Raw genomic sequence first — 18,409 nt, forward strand, 5'->3', positions numbered from 1 at the left:
GTCGGGAGTCTGCCCATGCCCCAGGAACCCACCGTCACACCCGCCGCCCCGGAGGGCGACGACTATCTGGAACGCAGAGCGCTGCGCCGCGGCAGCGCCGGCTGGGTGCTGCTGACCGGCCTCGGCGTCGCCTACGTCGTCTCCGGCGACTACTCGGGCTGGAACTTCGGCCTGGCCGAGGGCGGCTTCGGGGGCCTCGCGATCGCCATGGTGCTCATGGGCGCGATGTACGCGTGCATGGTCTTCGCCCTCGCCGAGCTGTCCTCGATCCTGCCCACGGCGGGCGGCGGCTACGGCTTCGCCCGCCGGGCGCTCGGCCCGTGGGGCGGCTTCCTGACCGGCACGGCGATCCTGATCGAGTACGTCCTCGCGCCCGCCGCGATCGTCATCTTCATCGGCGACTACGTCGAGTCGCTGGGCCTGTTCGGTCTGGAGTCCGGCTGGCCGATGTACCTGGTCTGCTTCGCGATCTTCCTCGGCATCCACCTGTGGGGCGTGGGCGAGGCGCTGCGCTTCAGCTTCGTCGTCACCGGCATCGCGGTGGTCGCCCTGATCGTGTTCGCGCTGGCGGCGCTGCCCGACTTCTCCTTCGCCTCGCTGGACGACATCCCGGTCGACGCCTCCGCCGCGGGGTCGAGCTCCTGGCTGCCGTTCGGCCTGCTCGGCATCTGGGCGGCGTTCCCCTTCGGCATGTGGTTCTTCCTGGGCGTGGAGGGCGTGCCCCTGGCCGCCGAGGAGACCAGGGATCCGGCCCGTACGCTGCCGAAGGCGATCCGCTGGTCTATGGGCATCCTGGTGGTGCTGGCGGTGGTCACGTTCTTCGCGGCGGCCGGGGCCCGCGGTTCCGACGCGATCCAGGAGGCGGGCAACCCGCTGGTCGAGGCGCTCCAGCCGAACGGCGAGGCGACCACCCTCAGCCGGATCGTGAACTACGCGGGCCTCGCCGGTCTGGTGGCGTCGTTCTTCTCCCTGATCTACGCCGGCTCGCGCCAGCTGTTCGCCCTGTCCCGCGCGGGCTATCTGCCCCGCTTCCTGTCGCTCACCAGCCGTCGCAAGGCGCCCTACCTGGGCCTGCTGGTGCCCGGCACGATCGGCTTCCTGCTGGCGGCGTTCTCCGGCAACGGCGCGCGGATGCTGAACATCGCCGTCTTCGGCGCGACCATCTCCTACGCGCTGATGTCCCTGTCCCACATCGTGCTGCGCCGCCGCGAGCCGGATCTGCCGCGGCCGTACCGCACGCCGGGCGGGGTGGTGACGTCCTCGATCGCCCTGGTACTGGCGTGCGCGGCGCTGGTCGCGACGTTCCTGGTGGACGTGACGGCGGCGTTGATCGCGCTCGTGGTCTACGCCGTGGCCGTCGGGTACTTCGGCCTGTACAGCCGTAAGCGGCTGGTGGCGAAGGCGCCGGAGGAGGAGTTCGCGGCCCTGGCGGCCGCCGAGGCAGAGTTGGCACGGGACTGAGGCGTCGAGAGTGAGGGAGTTTCCGTGGGCAGGCCGTTGATCGGGGTCAGCACCTATCTGGAGTCCGGTGCGCGCTGGGGCGTGTGGGAGCTGGAGGCCGCCCTGCTGCCGGTCGGCTACCCCCGGCTCGTTCAGCGGGCGGGCGGCCTGGCCGCGATGCTGCCGCCGGACGACCCGCGCCTCGCCGCGGCTGCCGTGGCCCGGCTGGACGGGCTGGTCATCGCGGGCGGGCCGGACGTGGAGCCGGTCCGCTACGGCGCGGAGCGCGAGGAGCGGACCGGGCCGCCGGCGCCGGAGCGGGACGCGTGGGAGCTGGCGCTGATCGACGCGGCGCTGGCCGGCGGTGTGCCGCTGCTGGGGATCTGCCGGGGGATGCAGCTGCTGAACGTCGCTCTCGGAGGGACGCTCGCGCAGCACGTCGACGGGCACGCCGAGGTTGTGGGCGTGTTCGGTGGGCATGCCGTGAAGCCGGTGCCGGGGAGTCTGTACGCCGGTGTCGTACCGGAGGAGACGTTCGTTCCCACGTATCACCACCAGGCCGTCGACCGCCTGGGCGAGGGCCTCGTCCCCTCGGCGTACGCGGCGGACGGCACGGTGGAAGCGGTGGAACTGCCCTCTGCCGACTGGGTCCTGGGCGTGCAGTGGCATCCGGAGATGGGCGAGGACGTGCGGGTGATGCGGGCGCTGGTGGAGGCGGCAGCGGCGGGCTGAGTACCAAGGGGCTTCGCCCCTCGACTCCGGTGGAGGCCGCGAGCCGGGCTTCCTGGCCGACTGATTCGGGCGGTGGGGTGGGCGCAGGCCGGGGGCCCAGGGGGCGGAGCCCCCTGGCTACGGGGCGCCCTACCCCCGCGTCAGCGACAGCAGATCCCGCGCCGGGCCCGTAGGACGATGCCCTGTCGGCCACACCGCCCTCAGATCCCGCGCCAGGGCCACCCCCTCCACCGGCACCCGCACCAGCCGCCGCATCGCCAGCTCCTCCCCCACCGCCAGCTCACTCAGCACCGCCGGCCCCGCCCCGCTCACCACCGCCGCCTTCACCGCCGTCGTGGAGGACAACTCGATCAGCGGCCGGGCCAGCCCACCGAGCGCCGCGTCCAGCACCTGCCGCGTCCCCGACCCTTTCTCACGGAGGATCAACGGCGTCGACGCCAGTTCCTCCGCGGCCAGCGACCGCCGCCGCCGAGCCCACGCGTGCCCCGGCGCGGTCACCACTATCAGCCGGTCATGGGCGATGACCGCCGAGTCGAGACCGGCGGGCACCGACACCCCCTCCACGAACCCCAGATCCGCCTCGTCCGACAGCAGCCGCTCCGCCACCACCGTCGAGTTCCCCGCGTGCAGCGACACCGCCGTATCGGGCCGTTGCGCGCGCAGCGCGAGCAGCCAGCCCGGCAGCAGATACTCGGCGATGGTCATGCTCGCGGCCACCCGCAACCGGGAGTCGCGACGGACACGCAGCGCCTGAGCCCCCGCGTCGAACGCCTCCGCCGCCTCCACGATCCGCCGCGCCCAGTCCGTCACCAGCGCCCCGGCGTCCGTCAGCCGGGACCCGCGGGGCGACCGGTCGACCAGCGCCACCCCGAGCTGCCGCTCCATCGACCGGACCCGGCTGCTGGCCGCGGGCTGGGTGATGCCCATCTCCCGCGCCGCCCCGCCCAGGCTGCCGAGCCGCGCCACCGCCAGCAGCAGCTCCAGGGCGCCCAGATCCGGCACCCGGTGCGCCAGGGCCCCGGCGGCCGTCGGCCCTGCCTGCTCATCCGCGTTGCTCATAAACCCAGCTTATGTCGCCATAGAGGCATGGTCCCTGGTGGTGCGTCTCCCCCGGCCCCACCGTGGAGACATGGTCACCGCAGCCCAGCCCCTCACGTACCCGCTCTCCGTCCGTCATCTCGGACCCAACTGGTACGCCACGGTGATGGGCACCGCCGTCGTCGCCACCGCCGGAGCCACCCTTCCCCCGCACGTCCCGGGGCTGCACGGCGTGCTCGTGGGCGTGTGGGCCGTCTCGCTCGCCCTGCTCCTGGCGCTGCTCGCAGGACGGGCCGCGCACTGGGCCCGGCACCGTGACCAGGCCCGCGCCCACCTCCTCGACCCGGCGACGGCACCCTTCTACGGCTGTCTCGCCATGGCCCTGCTGGCCGTGGGCGGCGGTGCGCTCACCGTCGGCCGGGACTGGATCGGCATGCGGGTGGCCGTGGCGCTCGACGCGGTGCTGTTCACCGCCGGCACGGTTCTCGGGCTCGCCGCGGCTGTCGCCGTGCCGTATCTGATGGCCGTACGGCATCGGGTGGAGCCGGGGCAGGCCACGCCCGTCTGGCTGTTGCCGCTCGTCGCGCCCATGGTGTCGGCTTCCGTCGGACCGCCGCTGGTGCCGCACCTGCCGCCCGGGCAGGCTCGTGAGACGCTGCTGCTCGGCTGCTTCGCGCTGTTCGGTCTCAGCCTGCTCGCGACCCTGGTCATGCTGCCCCTGGTCTTCGCCAGGCTGCTCACCGGCGGGCCGCTGCCCCTCCCCCTCGCCCCGACGCTGTTCCTGGTGCTGGGCCCGCTCGGGCAGTCCACCACCGCCGTCGGCACGTTCGCGGACATCGCGCCCGGGGCCGTACCCGAGCCGTACAGCGAGGGGTTCGGTGCCCTCGCCGTGCTCTACGGCGTGCCCGTGATGGGGTTCGCGCTGCTGTGGTTCTGCCTGGCCGCCGCCCATGTGCTGCGCGCCCGGCGGCACGGGATGCGGTTCTCGATGACCTGGTGGTCGTTCACCTTCCCGGTCGGGACCTGCGTCACGGGCGCCGAGGCACTGGGCCGGCACACCGGGCTGATCGCCTACGCGGGTCCGGCGGTCATGCTGTACGCGGTGCTGGTCGCGGCATGGGGCACCGCCGTCGCGGGTACCGTACGCGGGCTGCTCAGGGGCGAGCTGCTCGCAGGGCCCGCCCCAGTACCCTCGGCGCCTCGGCCAGTGACGGTCCGTACCACGTCAGGTGCCGCCCGCTGACGAGCGCGCAGGGCAGGCCGGGGAAGGCCTCGGGGCCGTCGTCCGCGGTGAAGCGGTACGGCTCGTCCGGGAGGACCACCAGATCCGGTGCGCGGGCACGGAGTTCCTCGAGCGGGACGCGGGGGTAGCGGTCGGGGTGCGTCGCGTGCACGAGGTCGACGCCGAGGCGGGCGAGGACGTCGCCCGCGAAGGTGTCGCGGCCCAGCACCATCCACGGGCGGCGCCAGATCGGCACGACCGCCGTCAGCCGCTTCTCCGGCTGCGGCAGGGACGACCAGACCTCCTCCGCCTCGTCCAGCCAGCGCGGACGGGCCGTCACTCCGCAGGCGTCCAGCACCCGGGCCAGTTCCCCGAAGGCCTGCGGCATGTCGCGGATCTCCGTCACCAGCACCTCGACGCCCGCCGCGCGCAGGGCCATGAGGTCGGGTGCGCGGTTCTCCTCCTCGTTGGCGATCACCAGATCGGGCGCGAGGGAGAGGATCCGGCCGGTCTCGGGGTTCTTGGTGCCGCCGACGCGTACGACGTCCAGGCCGGCGGGATGCGTACACCAGTCGGTGGCGCCGGCCAGGGTTGCGGGCGCGGACCGGGCCACGGCCTCGGTCAGCGAGGGGACCAGCGAGACGACCCTCAACGGCGCGGCCGGTCCCGGACCGCCTCGATGTGCTCCGCCACGGCGACGACGATCACGCGGGTGTCCGACTCGGCCGCCCGCCAGCGATGCCGTACGCCGCCGGTCAGGTACAGCGTGTCGCCGCGGCCCAGGCGGTAGGCGCGGCCCTCCGCCTCGATCTCCACCGCGCCGTCGGCGACGTACATCAACTGGTCGTTGCGGTACCGGACTTCACGGCCGCCGTCATGGTCGCCGGTGAACTCGGAGGCGTGCATCTGGTGGTGGCCGCGGACCAGGGAGCGGGCCCGGGGCTGGGGCAGCGGCTCGGTGCCGTCGGCGCGGACGACGTCCACGCTGCATGCCGGGTCGGCCGCGGCGAGGAGCTCCACGGCGGTGGTGCGCAGGGCGTCGGCGACCTTCTCCAGGGAACTGGTGCTGGGCCGGGCCCGGTCGTTCTCGATCTGGCTCAGGAACGGGACCGACAGGCCGCTGCGCGCGGCCACGACGGCGAGGGTGAGCTCCAGCGCGCGGCGCCGCCGGCGCACGGCCGCGCCCACCCGAAGGGGTTGTTCTTTGTGGTCGCCCATCGCTCCGGCTCCCTCCTTCGCCCGTCGATCCGCTCCCCGTGCGGCGGTGTCCCGGCGCACTGCTTCTGTTGAGTTGTCTGCACCCTACGCATGTTCGGCACACCGTTTCCCGCGCCCGTCACATCGACGTCATACGGGACGGTGCACGACCTCACACTTCGCGCCAGGGGATCCGCCGCCGGCGAGGGCGGGGAATGCCTTCCGTCTGCCGGAAGAACTGGGCGGGAGAGGGGGTTCGGGGGGTGCCGTAGCGCTCTGTGGTTGTCCGGATCCCGCTCGTGGGATCGGGGGGCGGGGTGGGACGCGGCGTGTCGCGCGTCCCACCCCGGAACCCTACTGCGGTGTCATGCGCCGCACCATGTCCGGGTGCTGCTCGAGCCACGCGGCCACGGCCTCTTCCTCATGGCCCTGGCCGCGGTTCTTGATCTCACTCTCCAGGCTGCCGAGCTCGTCCTCGCTCATCTTGAAGTTCTTGATCCACTTCGTGAGCTGCGGGTACTGCTCGGGGAACTTCTCGTTGGAGATGGTGCGGATCGTGTTGCCCTCGCCGAAGGCCTTCTTGGGGTCCTTCAGCTTGGTCAGCTCGTAGTCGCTGTACGCCCAGTGCGGCGACCACAGGGTGACGGCGATCGGCTCCTTCTTGGCGTACGCGCGCTTCAGCTCGGCCAGCATCGCGGGCGTGGAGCCGGCGACGGCCTCGTACTCCTTGTCGAGGCCGTAGCCGGGCAGGACCTTGGTCTTCAGCAGGTTCATCTCACCTGTGCCCGGCTCGATGCCGATGATCTTCCCCTTGAAGGTGCCGGCCTTGCCCTTGAGGTCCTCCAGGGAGTCGACGCCCTTCACATAGGACGGCACGGCGATCTCCAGGGAGGTCGGTTCGTACCAGGTGCCGAGGTCCTTGAGCCGGTCCTTGTTCTTGTCCCAGTAGTTCTTCTGGGCGTAGGGCAGCCAGGCGTCGAAGTTGAGGTCGAGATCGCCCGAGGCCAGACCCGTGTAGACCGGGCCGACGTCCATCTGCTTCAGGTTCAGCTGGTAGCCGCGCCGTTCCAGGACGTTCTTCCACAGGTAGGTGACGGCGATGTCCTCGTCCCAGGGGAACCAGGCCACGTCCAGGGGCCGCTTCGCCTCGGCGGGCGTGCTGCCGGCGCCGCCCTGCACCGGGGCGAGCTTGTCGACCAGGCCGGGGTGCTGCTTCAGCCAGGCGCGGACGGCGTCCTGCTGGTTGCCCTTGCCCGCCTTGTTGATCTCGGCTTCGAGGCTGGTGAGCTCCTTCTCGCTCATCTTGAAGTTCTTCAGCCACTTGGCGACCGTCGGGTCGTCGTCCGCGAAGCCCTTGCGGGACAGGGTGTGCACGCCGTCGCCCGCGCCCCAGGCGCCCTTCGGGTCCTTGAGCTTCTTGAGGTCGTAGTCGTTGTACGCCCAGTGCGGCGACCAGAGTGTGACGACGATCGGCTTCTTCTGGGCGTACGCGCTCTTCAGCTCGGCCAGCATGGCGGGTGTGGAGCTGGCGACGACCTTGTACTCCTTGTCCAGGCCGTACTCCTTGAGGACCTTGCTCTTCAGCAGGGCCATCTCCCCGGCGCTGGACTCGATGCCGGTGATCTTGCCGCCGAACTCGGAGGCCTTGCCCTTGAGGTCCGCCAGGGAGTCGATGCCCTTCATGTACGAGGGCACGCTCAGCTCCAGCGACGTCTTGTCGTACCAGGCACCGAGGTCGTCGAGCTGCTTGCCGTACTTCTTCCAGTACTGGGCGTGGGTCGTCGGCAGCCAGGCGTCCGTCTGGAAGTCGACATCGCCCTGAGCGAGGGAGGTGTACAGCGGGCCCGCGTCGAACTGCTTGGCCTCGACGTCGTAGCCGCGCTGCTCCAGGACCTCCTTCCACAGGAAGGTGGAGGCGACGCCCTCGTCCCACGGTATGTAGCCGATGCTGATCTTCTTGCCCTGGCCGACGTTCTTGCTGCCGGCCGCGGCCGTGGAGCCGGTGGTGCCGCCGCCGAAGACGCCCATGCCGCCCGCGGCGAGGGCGAGGACGACGACGCCGATCACGGCGACCGCCGGCCGCGGCCGGTACGACCAGATCTTCAGGCCCTGGGCGGCGCGCAGCTTGGCGGCGGCGCGGCGGCCGAGCGGGGAGACCTGGGTGCCCAGGGCGCTGGTCATGCGGTCGAGGTAGATCGCGAGGATCACGATGGCGACACCGGCTTCGGCGCCGAGGCCCACGTCGAGCTGGCCGATGGCCTGGTTGACGTCGCCGCCGAGGCCGTCGGTGCCGACCATGCCGGCGATGGCGGCCATGGACAGGCCGAGCATGATCACCTGGTTGACACCGGCCATGACCGTGGGCAGTGCCAGCGGGAGCTGGACGCGCAGCAGGGTGTCGCGAGGGGTGGTGCCGAACGCGTCGGCGGCTTCGACCAGCTCCTTGTCGACCTGCCGGATGCCCAGCTCGGTCATCCGCACGCCCGGGGCGAGCGCGAAGATCAGGGTGGCGACGATGCCCGCGGGCGCGCCGCTGCCGAAGAAGAGGATCGCCGGAACGAGGTAGACCATCGCCGGCAACGTCTGCATGAAGTCCAGGACGGGCCGCACCAGACCACTGACCCGGTCGGAGCGGGCTGCCCAGATGCCCATGGGAATCGAGATCACGAGTGCGATGACGGTCGCCACGAGGACGAGCGACAGGGTCATCATCGCGTGCTCCCACAGTGCGAGGGAGTCGATGAACGCGAATCCCACGAAGGTGAGGACACCGGCGAGGGTGCCGCGCAGCCAGAAGGCGATCACCGCGAAGATGCCGGCGAGGAGCAGCGGTTCGGGCGCTTGGAGGACGGCGTTGATGCCGTCGTAGAGGCCGAGGAAGACGGTCTTGCAGAAGTCGAAGAGCCACGCCATGTGGGTGGTGAGCCAGTCGACCGCGTCGTTGACCCAGCTGCCGAGCTGAATTCTAGGCACGGGCGATCACCTTCTCTCCGCCCTTGTCGCGCGGGAAGTCGCAGGGCCGCGGGGCGGCGTCCCGCTCGTCTCCGAGGAAGCCGATCAGGCGCTGCCTTTGGACGACGCCGATCTGCTTGCTGTCCTCGTCCACGACCGAGACCGGGTGGGTGAGCCGGGCGCTGATCGCGCACAGCTCCGTGAACGGGGTGTCGGGGGTCGCGGTCTCGCAGTGGCAGCCCGGGGCGTCGGCGGTGACCGAGGTGTCCATGAGCTCGCCCGCGGTCAGCACGCGGGAGCGGTCGACGTCCTGGGTGAAGGAGGCGACGTAGTCGTTCTCCGGCCGCAGCAGGATGTCCTGGGCGGTGCCGATCTGGACGATGCGGCCGTCGCGCATGACGGCGATGCGGTCGCCCAGGCGCATGGCCTCGTTCAGGTCGTGGGTGATGAAGACGATCGTCTTCTTGAGTTTCTGCTGGAGTTCCAGCAGCTGGTCCTGCATGTCACGGCGGATCAGCGGGTCCAGGGCGCTGAAGGACTCGTCCATCAGCAGCAGGTCGGCGTCGGTGGCGAGCGCGCGGGCCAGGCCCACGCGCTGCTGCATGCCGCCGGACAGCTCGTCGGGCCAGGACTTCTCCCAGCCGGCCAGGCCGCACAGGGCGAGCGCCTCGTCGGCGCGGCGTGCGCGCTCGGCGCGGGGCACGCCCTGCACTTCCAGACCGTAGGCGGCGTTCTCGCGCACGCTGCGGTGCGGGAAGAGCGCGAAGTGCTGGAACACCATGCTGATCTTCTTGGAGCGGACCTCGCGCAGTTCGCGGTCGGTCAGCGTGGTCAGGTCCTGGCCGTCGAAGCGCACGTGTCCGGCGGACGGCTCGAGCAGGCCGTTCAGCATGCGCAGCAGCGTGGACTTGCCGGAGCCGGACAGGCCCATGACGACGAAGATCTGGCCGGGCTCGACGGTGAAGGACGCGTCGATCACGGCGGCGGTGGCGCCCTCGGCCCGCAGCTCCTCCCGGTCGGCTCCGTCGCGCAGCCGCTCGACCGCCCGGTCCGGTCTTCTGCCGAACACCTTGTACAGGCTCTCTGCCTCAAGCGTCGCTGACACGTGGACCTCTATTTCCTTGGCAACAGAACAGAGCGATGACAGGGCGCAAACAGTTGAAATGCGCAACCAGCCTCGCTCCGGGGCGGCGCCTCCCCCCAATTTCGGAAAGCAAACAGAAGAGTGGGGCGCTTCACACAGGAGGCGCAGGGCGCAACGTGTTGCGCAGCGGCGAGTGGCTGTCGGCGGTGTACGGCATGATGCGTGGCGTGACCGGACGACTGATGCTTCTCGACACCGCCTCCCTGTACTTCCGCGCCTACTTCGGCGTCCCGGACTCGGTCAGGGCCCCGGACGGCACGCCGGTGAACGCCGTGCGCGGACTGCTCGACTTCATCGACCGCCTGGTCAGGGACCACCGGCCGGACGAGCTCGTGGCCTGCATGGACGCCGACTGGCGGCCGCAGTGGCGGGTGGAGCTGATCCCCTCGTACAAGGCGCACCGTGTCGCCGAGGAGCACGCGGTGGGACCGGACGAGGAGGAGGTGCCCGACACGCTGTCGCCGCAGGTGCCGGTCATCGAGGAAGTGCTGGACGCGGTGGGCATCGCGCGGGTGGGCGTCGCCGGGTACGAGGCGGACGACGTGATCGGCACGTTCACCGCGCGGGCGAAGGGCCCGGTCGACATCGTCACCGGCGACCGCGACCTGTACCAGCTGGTGGACGACGCGCGCGGGGTGCGCGTGCTGTACCCGCTGAAGGGCGTGGGAACCCTGCAGCGCACCGATGAGGCGGCGCTGCGTGAGAAGTATGGGGTCGACGGCAGCGGGTACGCGGATCTGGCCCTGCTGCGCGGCGACCCCAGCGACGGCCTGCCGGGCGTGCCGGGCATCGGCGAGAAGACGGCCGCCAAGCTGCTGGCCGAGTTCGGGAACCTGGCCGGGATCCTGGCTGCGGTCGAGGACCGGCGGTCGAAGCTGACGCCGACGCAGCGCAGGCGGCTGGACGAGGCGCGTCCCTATCTCGCGGTCGCGCCGAAGGTCGTCCGGGTCGCGGACGACGTGCCCCTGCCGAGCGTCTCCACGGCGCTGCCGCGGGCGCCACGAGACCCGGCGGCGCAGGAGGCACTGGCGGCCCGCTGGGGCCTGGGCGGGTCACTGGAGCGCCTGCTGACGACTCTCGCGACCTGATCCTCGCCACCAGAGGTGTGAAGTGAGGGCGAGGTGCTAACTTAGGTTAGCCTAACTATGTGAGACAGGGAGGTCCTCATGGCAGAGCGACCGGGACGCCAGCCGCGCAGGGTCCACTCCGCGCTGGTCGTGCGCACGGAGCGGCTGACCCCGCACATGCAGCGTGTGGTGCTCGGCGGCGAGGGCCTTGCCGACTTCGCGGCGGGCACGTGCACCGACCACTATGTGAAGCTGCTGTTCCCGCCCGTGGGCGTCACCTACCCGGAACCCTTCGACCTGCAGCGCGTCCGGGACGAACTGCCGCGCGAACAGTGGCCGGTGACCCGGACCTACACGGTCCGCCAGTGGGACGCCGAGCACCGCGAACTGACCCTGGACTTCGTCATCCACGGCGACGAAGGCCTGGCCGGTCCGTGGGCCATGCGGGTCCGGCCCGGCGAGACCGTGCGCTTCATGGGACCCGGCGGGGCCTACGCGCCCGACCCGGGCGCCGACTGGCATCTGCTCGTCGGTGACGAGAGCGCGCTGCCCGCGATCGCCTGCGCCCTGGAGGCACTGCCGCGCGGGGCCAGGGCGTACACCTTCGTGGAGATCTCCGGCCCCGAGGAGGAGCAGAAGATCGACTCGGACGTGGAGGTCGTCTGGCTGCACCGCGGCGCCCGGCCGCACGGTGAGGCGCTGGTCGAGGCCGTACGGAACCTGGAGTTCCCCGAAGGCCGCGTGCACGCCTTCGTCCACGGCGAGGCGCACTTCGTCAAGCAGCTGCGCCACCTGCTCCGCATCGAGCGCCACGTCCCGCGCGAGGACCTCTCGATCTCCGGCTACTGGCGCCGCGGCCACGACGAGGAGGGCTGGCAGGCCTCCAAGCGCGAGTGGAACGCCCGGATCGAGGCGGAGCAGGAGAGCGTGTCCGCGGCCTGAGGACGCTCCTCACCGAGGCGGAGCTGTGCGGGAGCCGACCCGCGCGTGCAGGTGCATGTCGTGCCATCCGTCCGGATGCAGGATCGCACTGCGCTTGGTGCCCTCCAGGTCGAAGCCGGTCCTGGTGGCGACGCGGCACGAGGCCTCGTTGTGGACGGCGTGCAGGAGCTCCAGACGGTGGAAGCCGGTCTCGTCGAGGGCCCAGTGGGTGAGCGCGGTCGTGGCGCGGGCGGCGACGCCCCGCCCCCGGGCCGCCGGGACCGTCCAGTACGCCACCTCCGCCGTCCCGTCGTCGAGCCGAAGCTCGCGCAGCGCCACCCGGCCCAGCAGCGCGCCGGACTCCGCGTCGGCCACGGCCCAGTGCGCCTCCCGCTCCCCCTCCCATGCCTGTCGCCACTCGCGGATCCACTCCCCGGCCTCCGCCACGGAGTCGGCGGCGCGGGCGTGCCACTGGTGCATCACCGGGTCCTGGAAGACCTCGTACACCGCGGGCGCGTCCCCGGCCCGCCAGGGGCGCAGCACGAGTCCGCCGTCGGCGGGGAGTGTCGGTTGCGGGCGGTCTGCGAGGGTTCCGGCGTTCAGAACCGGGCTGATGAGGAACGGCATGCCCGCATCCTGACAAGGGCGGGCCGGGCGGCCCCACTGGTTTTCCGCCCCCGCGCACCGGCCTCGTACGCTGGGCCGCGATGAGACGCAAGACCCCCACCCCGCCCTCTCCCCTGCCGCAGCGCCACGGCGTGGACCCGGTGCGCGTGCGGCTGCCCGCCGCGGGGACGTGGGGCACGGTGCGCGAGCACCTGGTGGAGCGGCTCTCCGGGGCGGGCGCCGGGGTCGTCGACGGCATGTTCGCCGCGGGCCGGATCGTCGGGGCGGACGGGCGCCCCGTCGCGGCGGACGCCCCCTTCGTGCCCGGACTGTTCGTGTGGTTCCACCGGGACCTGCCCGAGGAGGTGCCGGTGCCCTTCCCGGTGGAGGTCGTGCACCGGGACGAGCACATCGTCGTCGCCGACAAGCCGCACTTCCTCGCCACCACCCCGCGCGGCGGCCATGTCGCCGAGACCGCGCTGGCCCGGCTCCGCCGCGAGCTGGACCTCCCGGCGCTCACTGCCGCGCACCGCCTGGACCGGCTCACCGCGGGACTCGTGCTGTTCACCGTGCGCCCCCAGGAGCGCGGCGCGTACCAGACGCTGTTCCGCGACCGTCTGGTCCGCAAGGAGTACGAGGCCGTCGCCCCGTACGACCCCGCCCTCACCGTGCCCCGGACCGTCCGCAGCCGGATCCTGAAGGAGCGCGGGGTGCTCACCGCCCGGGAAGTCCCGGGCGAGCCCAACGCCGTCAGCCACGTCGAGCTCGTCGAACACCGCGACCGCCCCGACGGGCCGGGCGGAATCGCCCGGTACCGGCTCACACCGTCCACCGGGCAGACCCACCAGCTGCGCGTCCACATGAGCGCGCTGGGGGTGCCGATCCTCGGCGACCCGCTCTACCCGGAGGTGACCGCCCCCGGGCCGGCCGGCGACTTCCGCCGTCCGCTCCAGCTGCTGGCGCGGTCCCTGGAGTTCGCCGACCCGGTCACGGGCGAGGAGCACCGGTTCCGCAGCGGCCGGGTGCTCGCGGCCTGGGCGTCGTACGACCGGTGGGCCGCCGGGACGTACGACGGCCCGTCAGACGGTCAGTAGCCGCGCCACCAGCTCAGGAACCGCTGCCAGACCCCCTTGCGGCGGGGCGGTTCCGCGACGGCCGGCTGCGGCGGCCCCGACACCGGCTGGGCCTGCACGTGAGCCGGCTGGGGCTGCGCGGCGGCCGGCTGCGGCTGTGGGGCGGCCGGCTGGGGCTGCGCGCCGGCCGGTGCGGCCTGCGGCTGTGCGGTGCCGATCTGCCAGTCCGAGCGCTGTGCGGCGACCGGCTTGTGGTTCGGCACCTCCTGCACGTCCTGCGGCGGCTTGGGCACGAACTGCACCGGCAGTTCCACCAGGTGCCGGGAGGCGATGGACGCCGTCCAGCGCAGCTCCTCCTCGTCGCAGTCGAGTTCGACGTCCGGCAGCCGCATCAGCAGCGCGTCGACGCCCACGTCGGCGATGGAGCGGCCGATGTCCTGTCCGGGGCACTCGTGCGGTCCGCCGCCGAAGGCGAGGTGGGAGCGGTTGCCCTGCATGCTGGCCTTCAGGTCCGGCCGCACCCGTGGGTCGACGTTGGCCGGCAGCGGCGCGAAGAGCAGCCCGTCGCCCCGGCGGATGCGCTGCCCGCCCAGCTCGGTCTCCTGCTTGGCGAAGTAGGCGAAGACCGTGCTGAACGGCGGCTCGTCCCACAGGGACTGCTCCACCGCTTCCGGCACCGTCATCTGGCCGCCGTTGAGCTGGGCCCGGAAGCGCGGGTCGATCAGCACCGTGAGCAGCACGTTGGACAGCAGGTTGGTGGTGGCCTCGTAGGCGGCGAAGAGCACCAGGCGCAGGTGCTCCCTGACCTCGTCGTCGCTCAGCCGGGCCGGGTGGGTGATCAGGTAGCTGGCGAGGTCCTCCTCCGGCTGGGCGCGGCGGGTGGCGGTGAGCCGGCTCAGGGCGTCCATGACGTAGGAGTGGCTGGCGATCGCGGTCTCGGTGCCCTTGAGGGCGTCGCGGGCGGCCTCGACGATCCGGTCGTTGTACTCGTCGGGCATGCCGAGGATCTCGCACATCACCGCCATCGGCAGGTGCTCGGTGAACTGGCTGACGAGGTCCGCCTCACCCGCCTCGCAGAACCGGTTGACGATCACCTGCGTACTGCGGTTGATGTAGCGGCGCAGGCTGCGGAAGTCGATGGTGGAGATGGCGCCCATGACGGCACCGCGCAGCCGCTTGTGCTCGTCGCCCTCGGCGTGCGAGGCGATGGGCTGCCAGGCGATGTGCGGCATCAGTGGGTGGTCGGGCTTGACCAGGCCCTCCCTGAGCGGGGTCCAGATACGGCTGTCCCGGCAGAACTGCGAGGGCGAGCGCACCATGTGAAGGTTCTCGGCGTGGCCGAGGACGACCCACATCGGCACGTCGTCGTGGAGCAGCACGGGCGCCACGGGACCGTGCTGGTCCCGCAGTTGCTCGTACAGCGCTCCCAGGTCCTCCGCCTCGTGCAGCCGGTGCAGCCCCCCGGGCCCGAGGCCGTGCGCGGGGCAGCCGGGGGGCGGGCCGGGCCGGAGGTCGTCGTCCGTACTGGTCGGGGCGTGGGATTCAGGCGTCACAGTGGTCGCTCCGAAGCTTTCCAGGTGGCATGGGGGGATGGGGCGGACGGACACGGATCAGGTGCGTGAGCCCGTCATGGCGAGCGAGTGCAGGAAGCGCATGAGCGTCATCAGGACGTCGCGGCTGGAGGCCCGCCGCCGTGCGTCGCACTCGATGATCGGGATGTCCGGCGTGAGGTCGAGGGCCGTGCGCAGCTCCTCGACGGCGTAATGGGGTGCGTCGGGGAAGGAGTTGATGGCGACCACGAACGGCACGCCGCGCTCCTCCAGGCGCCCCATGACGTCGAAGCTGACCTCCAGCCGCCGGGTGTCGACCAGCACCACCGCACCGAGCGCGCCCTCGAACAGGCCGTTCCACAGGAACCAGAAGCGCTGCTGGCCGGGCGTGCCGAAGAGGTACAGCACGAGCTGGTCGGTGATGCTGATCCGGCCGAAGTCCATGGCGACGGTGGTGGCCGTCTTGGACGCGGAGCCGAAGTTGTCGTCGACACCGATGCCGGCCTGCGTCATGGTCTCCTCGGTGGTCAGCGGTGTGATCTCGCTGACCGAGCCGACCATGGTCGTCTTGCCGACGCCGAAGCCACCCACGATCACGATCTTGGCCGCGGCCTGTGCCGTGTGGGGCAGCTGGTCCTCGGTCCGGGGGCCCGGGATGGTGTCAGAGCCGTTGAAGTCCATTCATCACCGCTTCGAGGAGGGAACGGTCGGAGCGCGCCTTGCGGACGATCGGGGCACGCGCCTGCACCAGTTCCGCCGTCAGCAGCTCGGTGAGCAGCACGCCCATCGCGCTGAACGGCAGGTGGAGGTAGGCCGACAGCTCGGCCACGGACAGGGGGGCGGCGCAGAGTCGGAGCAGCGCCGCCTGCTCGGGAGAGGCGGAGGGCGGCGGATCCGTGGCACGCGCCACGATTAACGTCACCAGGTCGAGCTCGGCCCGTTCACCGTCCGGGCCGGCCACCACGTACATCCGCTCGGGATTCCCGGGTTTGCCGTCGCCCTCCTGGGGCGTGGGCGGTTCCGATGCGGGGTCGCGCCTCTGGCGTTGGGGAGGCGTCATACGATCTGCCCGTTCCGCCGGGGCGGACTGGTGAGATGGCCGCCGATCCGGACGACCAGATCGCGCATCATCGCGCTCATCCGGCCGGGTTCGCACCGGACGTCGGAGAGCACCGCGAGAAAGGCGTTGGCACCGGCGGACATCAGGTAGAAGTAGCCGCGGTCGATCTCGATCATGACGAGCTTCATCTCGCCGTCGCCGACGGTGAGTTCCTGGCAGACGCTGCCCGCGAGGGACTGCAGGCCGGCGCAGGCCGCGGCGACCCGGTCGGCCGCGTCGGGCTCACCGCCGTAGCGGGCGATGCGCAGACCGTCGGCCGAGAGCACCACGATCATCTCGATGCCCGGCACGCCGTCGGCGAGCTGCTTGAGCATCCAGTCGAAGTTGCCTCGCTGCTGGATCACTTGAGGTCCCCCTCGTCGTCGGCCTCGGTGGGAGCCGGGTCGTTGATCAGGTGCAGGTACTTGGTCGGGTTGCGGATGAAGTCGGTCGGGTGCGTGCCGGGTTCGATGCCCTGCTTCAGCCCCTCCCAGAAGGCCTCGAGGCCCTTGCCGGGGGCGTCGGGCGCCGACATGTCGCGCAGGGGCTTGGTCTCGGGCTCCTGCGTCGCCGCCCATGGGTTGTACTCGCCGCGTTCGGCGGCCTCCCGGTCGGCCTTCTCGTTGGCGGCCTGCTGGGCGAGTCGCTCGGCGAGCGGCATCTTCACCCGGCTGCGGCGCTGCGGCAGGCCGTTCGCGGTCCACTCGGTGACCTCGGGGACGTCGTCGTCTTCCAGGGAGACCGTGGCGGGGATCTTCGGGCTGGTGGGGCGTCGCCTCTTGGGCGCGCGCTTCGGGCCCTCGGGGATGCCGACCGTCATCGGGATGCCGGTGGCGCCGATGCCGTGGGCGAGTCCGACACCGGGCTCGTGGGTGATCATCTGGCTGGGCACGATGAGGATGGCGCGGACGCCGCCGTACGCGGAGGCGCGCAGCGAGACCTGCATGTTGTACGCCGTGCAGAGGCGGCCCACGACGGCCAGGCCGAGGCGCGGGTGCTCGCCGATGTCCTGCAGGTCGACGCCCGCCTTGGCGGCCTCCAGCATGCCCTCGATGCGGGCGCGTGCCTCCTCGTTGAGGTTGACACCGCCGTCCTCGATCTCGATGCAGACGCCGGTCTGCACCTCGGTGGCGGTGACGTGCACCTTGGTCTGCGGCGGTGAGTAGCGCGTGGCGTTGTCGAGGAGTTCGGCGGCGGCGTGGATGACCGGCTCGACGTAGATGCCCTTGACGCTGACCTTGGCGATGGAGGACAGCTGGATGCGCCGGTACTCCAGGATGCGGGACATGGCGCCGCGCAGGGTGCTGTAGAGGGACACCGGCTCGGGCCACTGCCGTCCGGGGCGTCCGCCGCCGAGGACGGAGACGGAGTCGGCCAGGCGGCCGATCAGGGCGTTGCCGTGGTCGATGCGCAGCAGGTCGTCGAAGACCTCCGGGTTGCGGCCGTGGTCCTCCTCCATCTCCCGGAGCTCTTCGGCCTGCTGGTGGATGATCGCCTGGACGCGGCGGGCGACACTGACGAAGGAGCGCGCGGCGGCGTCACGCATGGTCACTTCGCGGTCGACGATCTTGAGGACCGTCAGCAGCGTCTCGGCCTGCGGCGCGGGGAGGTTGCGGAACGCGGGGTTGGCGAGGCCGAGCTTGCGAATCACCTCCCTGGGGGATTCTCCGGTGCGCAGCAGGTCGAGCGCGGCGGGCACGATCTCCCTCGAGAAGCGGACCAGTTCGTTCTCGTGGGCGGCGATCCGCTGTTCCAGATGGGCGCTGTGCCGGGCGTGCTCCGCACGCTGGTTGCGCAGCGCACGGCCGCGGCGCACCGCCTCGGCAGCCGTCGCGAGCACCAGCGCGGTGGCGATGCCGCCGCACCAGCCGACGGCGGTCCGGGCGGGCTCCGTCACCAGGGCGACGGCGGCTCCGGTCGCCGCCGCCATGACTATGGCAGGCAGCAACAGCACGCGCGCGTAGGGAAGTTCACGGCGACCGGGAGGGGATTGAACACTCACCATGTGGGCCTTCTGACAGGAGTCGACTGAGGTTCGGAGGGACGTGCGAGGGGGTATGTCATGAAACTGTCTGGATCTTCCGCACATTGGGGAACAAGCGCACGAATTCATCTCAAGACGGTGCGCTGCGGGCGAGCTTAGTCCGACCGGATCATCGCCGTGTCATATTCAGCAACTGCCGGAAACCGGACGCGAAGGGATAGTACGCTCAGTCGTTTACACGTTGCGACATCGTTCGAATACTGTGCGTAGCGACGAACGGGCATACGAAAGCCCACTCACCGTGAGGGTGAATGGGCCTCAGTACAACGCTGCTTCAGGGGCGCGGGGCTGTGTCACTGTGCGGCTCCGCCGCGCGGGCGCGAG

The 18,409-nt window shown here is 71.5% G+C and carries 17 protein-coding genes; 6 read left to right on the forward strand and 11 right to left on the reverse strand.

Annotated features, from left to right (window positions below; all coding sequences use genetic code 11):
* The first annotated feature begins 15 nt into the window (after positions 1–15).
* Both eat and CEB94_RS08330 read left to right on the forward strand, forming a co-directional pair.
* A complete protein-coding gene (gene eat / locus CEB94_RS08325; RefSeq protein ID WP_175431549.1) occupies positions 16–1,461 on the forward strand; it encodes an ethanolamine permease in 1,446 nt (481 codons plus the stop codon).
* 36 nt (positions 1,462–1,497) lie between these two features.
* On the forward strand, positions 1,498–2,172 hold the full coding sequence (locus CEB94_RS08330; protein ID WP_175436938.1) for a gamma-glutamyl-gamma-aminobutyrate hydrolase family protein: 675 nt from the start codon (positions 1,498–1,500) through the stop codon (positions 2,170–2,172).
* A gap of 129 nt (positions 2,173–2,301) precedes the next feature.
* On the opposite strand, the gene CEB94_RS08335 is transcribed toward CEB94_RS08330, so the two are convergent.
* A complete protein-coding gene (locus tag CEB94_RS08335) occupies positions 2,302–3,231 on the reverse strand; it encodes a LysR family transcriptional regulator (RefSeq protein WP_175431550.1) in 930 nt (309 codons plus the stop codon).
* A gap of 70 nt (positions 3,232–3,301) precedes the next feature.
* Here CEB94_RS08335 and CEB94_RS08340 point away from each other — a divergent pair, with 70 nt between their 5' ends.
* Positions 3,302–4,453 (forward strand): TDT family transporter, encoded by a 1,152-nt coding sequence (locus tag CEB94_RS08340; protein WP_175431551.1) that lies wholly within the window; start codon positions 3,302–3,304, stop codon positions 4,451–4,453.
* On the opposite strand, the gene CEB94_RS08345 is transcribed toward CEB94_RS08340, so the two are convergent.
* The 4 genes from CEB94_RS08345 to CEB94_RS08360 all read right to left on the reverse strand — a co-directional run bounded on the left by CEB94_RS08345 (position 4,365) and on the right by CEB94_RS08360 (position 9,686).
* On the reverse strand, positions 4,365–5,084 hold the full coding sequence (locus CEB94_RS08345) for a helical backbone metal receptor (RefSeq protein ID WP_175431552.1): 720 nt from the start codon (positions 5,082–5,084) through the stop codon (positions 4,365–4,367). The two genes, CEB94_RS08340 and CEB94_RS08345, sit on opposite strands and share 89 nt — an antisense overlap.
* Entirely contained in the window at positions 5,081–5,650 is a 570-nt protein-coding gene (locus tag CEB94_RS08350) for a helix-turn-helix domain-containing protein (protein ID WP_175431553.1), read from the reverse strand. Before CEB94_RS08350 ends, CEB94_RS08345 begins: the two co-directional genes overlap by 4 nt.
* 333 nt (positions 5,651–5,983) lie before the next feature.
* The gene (locus CEB94_RS08355) at positions 5,984–8,602 is read right to left on the reverse strand and encodes an ABC transporter permease/substrate binding protein (protein WP_175431554.1); all 2,619 of its coding nucleotides are present in this window, start codon (positions 8,600–8,602) and stop codon (positions 5,984–5,986) included.
* A complete protein-coding gene (locus tag CEB94_RS08360; RefSeq protein ID WP_175431555.1) occupies positions 8,595–9,686 on the reverse strand; it encodes a quaternary amine ABC transporter ATP-binding protein in 1,092 nt (363 codons plus the stop codon). The genes CEB94_RS08355 and CEB94_RS08360 overlap by 8 nt, the downstream gene beginning before the upstream one ends.
* A 197-nt stretch (positions 9,687–9,883) precedes the next feature.
* Between CEB94_RS08360 and CEB94_RS08365 the strand changes: the two genes are divergently transcribed.
* Positions 9,884–10,813 carry a 5'-3' exonuclease gene (locus tag CEB94_RS08365; RefSeq protein WP_246112140.1) on the forward strand — a complete coding sequence of 310 codons (930 nt, stop codon included), beginning with the start codon at positions 9,884–9,886 and terminating at the stop codon, positions 10,811–10,813.
* 78 nt (positions 10,814–10,891) lie between these two features.
* On the forward strand, positions 10,892–11,734 hold the full coding sequence (locus tag CEB94_RS08370) for a siderophore-interacting protein (protein WP_175431556.1): 843 nt from the start codon (positions 10,892–10,894) through the stop codon (positions 11,732–11,734).
* Positions 11,735–11,743: 9 nt separating this feature from the next.
* On the opposite strand, the gene CEB94_RS08375 is transcribed toward CEB94_RS08370, so the two are convergent.
* Positions 11,744–12,340 carry a GNAT family N-acetyltransferase gene (locus CEB94_RS08375; protein ID WP_175431557.1) on the reverse strand — a complete coding sequence of 199 codons (597 nt, stop codon included), beginning with the start codon at positions 12,338–12,340 and terminating at the stop codon, positions 11,744–11,746.
* Positions 12,341–12,420: 80 nt separating this feature from the next.
* On the opposite strand from CEB94_RS08375, the gene CEB94_RS08380 reads away from it, so the two are divergent.
* Positions 12,421–13,413, forward strand: a complete 993-nt coding sequence (locus CEB94_RS08380) for a pseudouridine synthase (protein ID WP_175431558.1) — start codon at positions 12,421–12,423, stop codon at positions 13,411–13,413.
* Here the strand turns inward: CEB94_RS08380 and CEB94_RS08385 are convergent.
* From CEB94_RS08385 to CEB94_RS08405, 5 genes are read right to left on the reverse strand one after another with little or no spacing between them, the layout of a single operon-like run.
* Entirely contained in the window at positions 13,407–14,945 is a 1,539-nt protein-coding gene (locus CEB94_RS08385) for a cytochrome P450 (RefSeq protein ID WP_175431559.1), read from the reverse strand. The genes CEB94_RS08380 and CEB94_RS08385 overlap by 7 nt on opposite strands.
* Before the next feature lie 57 nt (positions 14,946–15,002).
* Complete coding sequence (locus CEB94_RS08390) at positions 15,003–15,623, reverse strand: GTP-binding protein (protein ID WP_175431560.1); 621 nt, start codon at positions 15,621–15,623, stop codon at positions 15,003–15,005.
* Entirely contained in the window at positions 15,604–16,002 is a 399-nt protein-coding gene (locus CEB94_RS08395; protein WP_062925887.1) for a DUF742 domain-containing protein, read from the reverse strand. The genes CEB94_RS08390 and CEB94_RS08395 overlap by 20 nt, the downstream gene beginning before the upstream one ends.
* Complete coding sequence (locus CEB94_RS08400) at positions 15,999–16,406, reverse strand: roadblock/LC7 domain-containing protein (protein ID WP_031141974.1); 408 nt, start codon at positions 16,404–16,406, stop codon at positions 15,999–16,001. The genes CEB94_RS08395 and CEB94_RS08400 overlap by 4 nt, the downstream gene beginning before the upstream one ends.
* Positions 16,403–18,046: a sensor histidine kinase gene (locus CEB94_RS08405; protein ID WP_175431561.1), complete on the reverse strand. Its 1,644-nt coding sequence runs from the start codon at positions 18,044–18,046 to the stop codon at positions 16,403–16,405. Before CEB94_RS08405 ends, CEB94_RS08400 begins: the two co-directional genes overlap by 4 nt.
* Between the last annotated feature and the right edge of the window lie 363 nt (positions 18,047–18,409).

The sequence above is a fragment of the Streptomyces hawaiiensis genome, assembly GCF_004803895.1.
GTDB lineage: Bacteria > Actinomycetota > Actinomycetes > Streptomycetales > Streptomycetaceae > Streptomyces > Streptomyces hawaiiensis.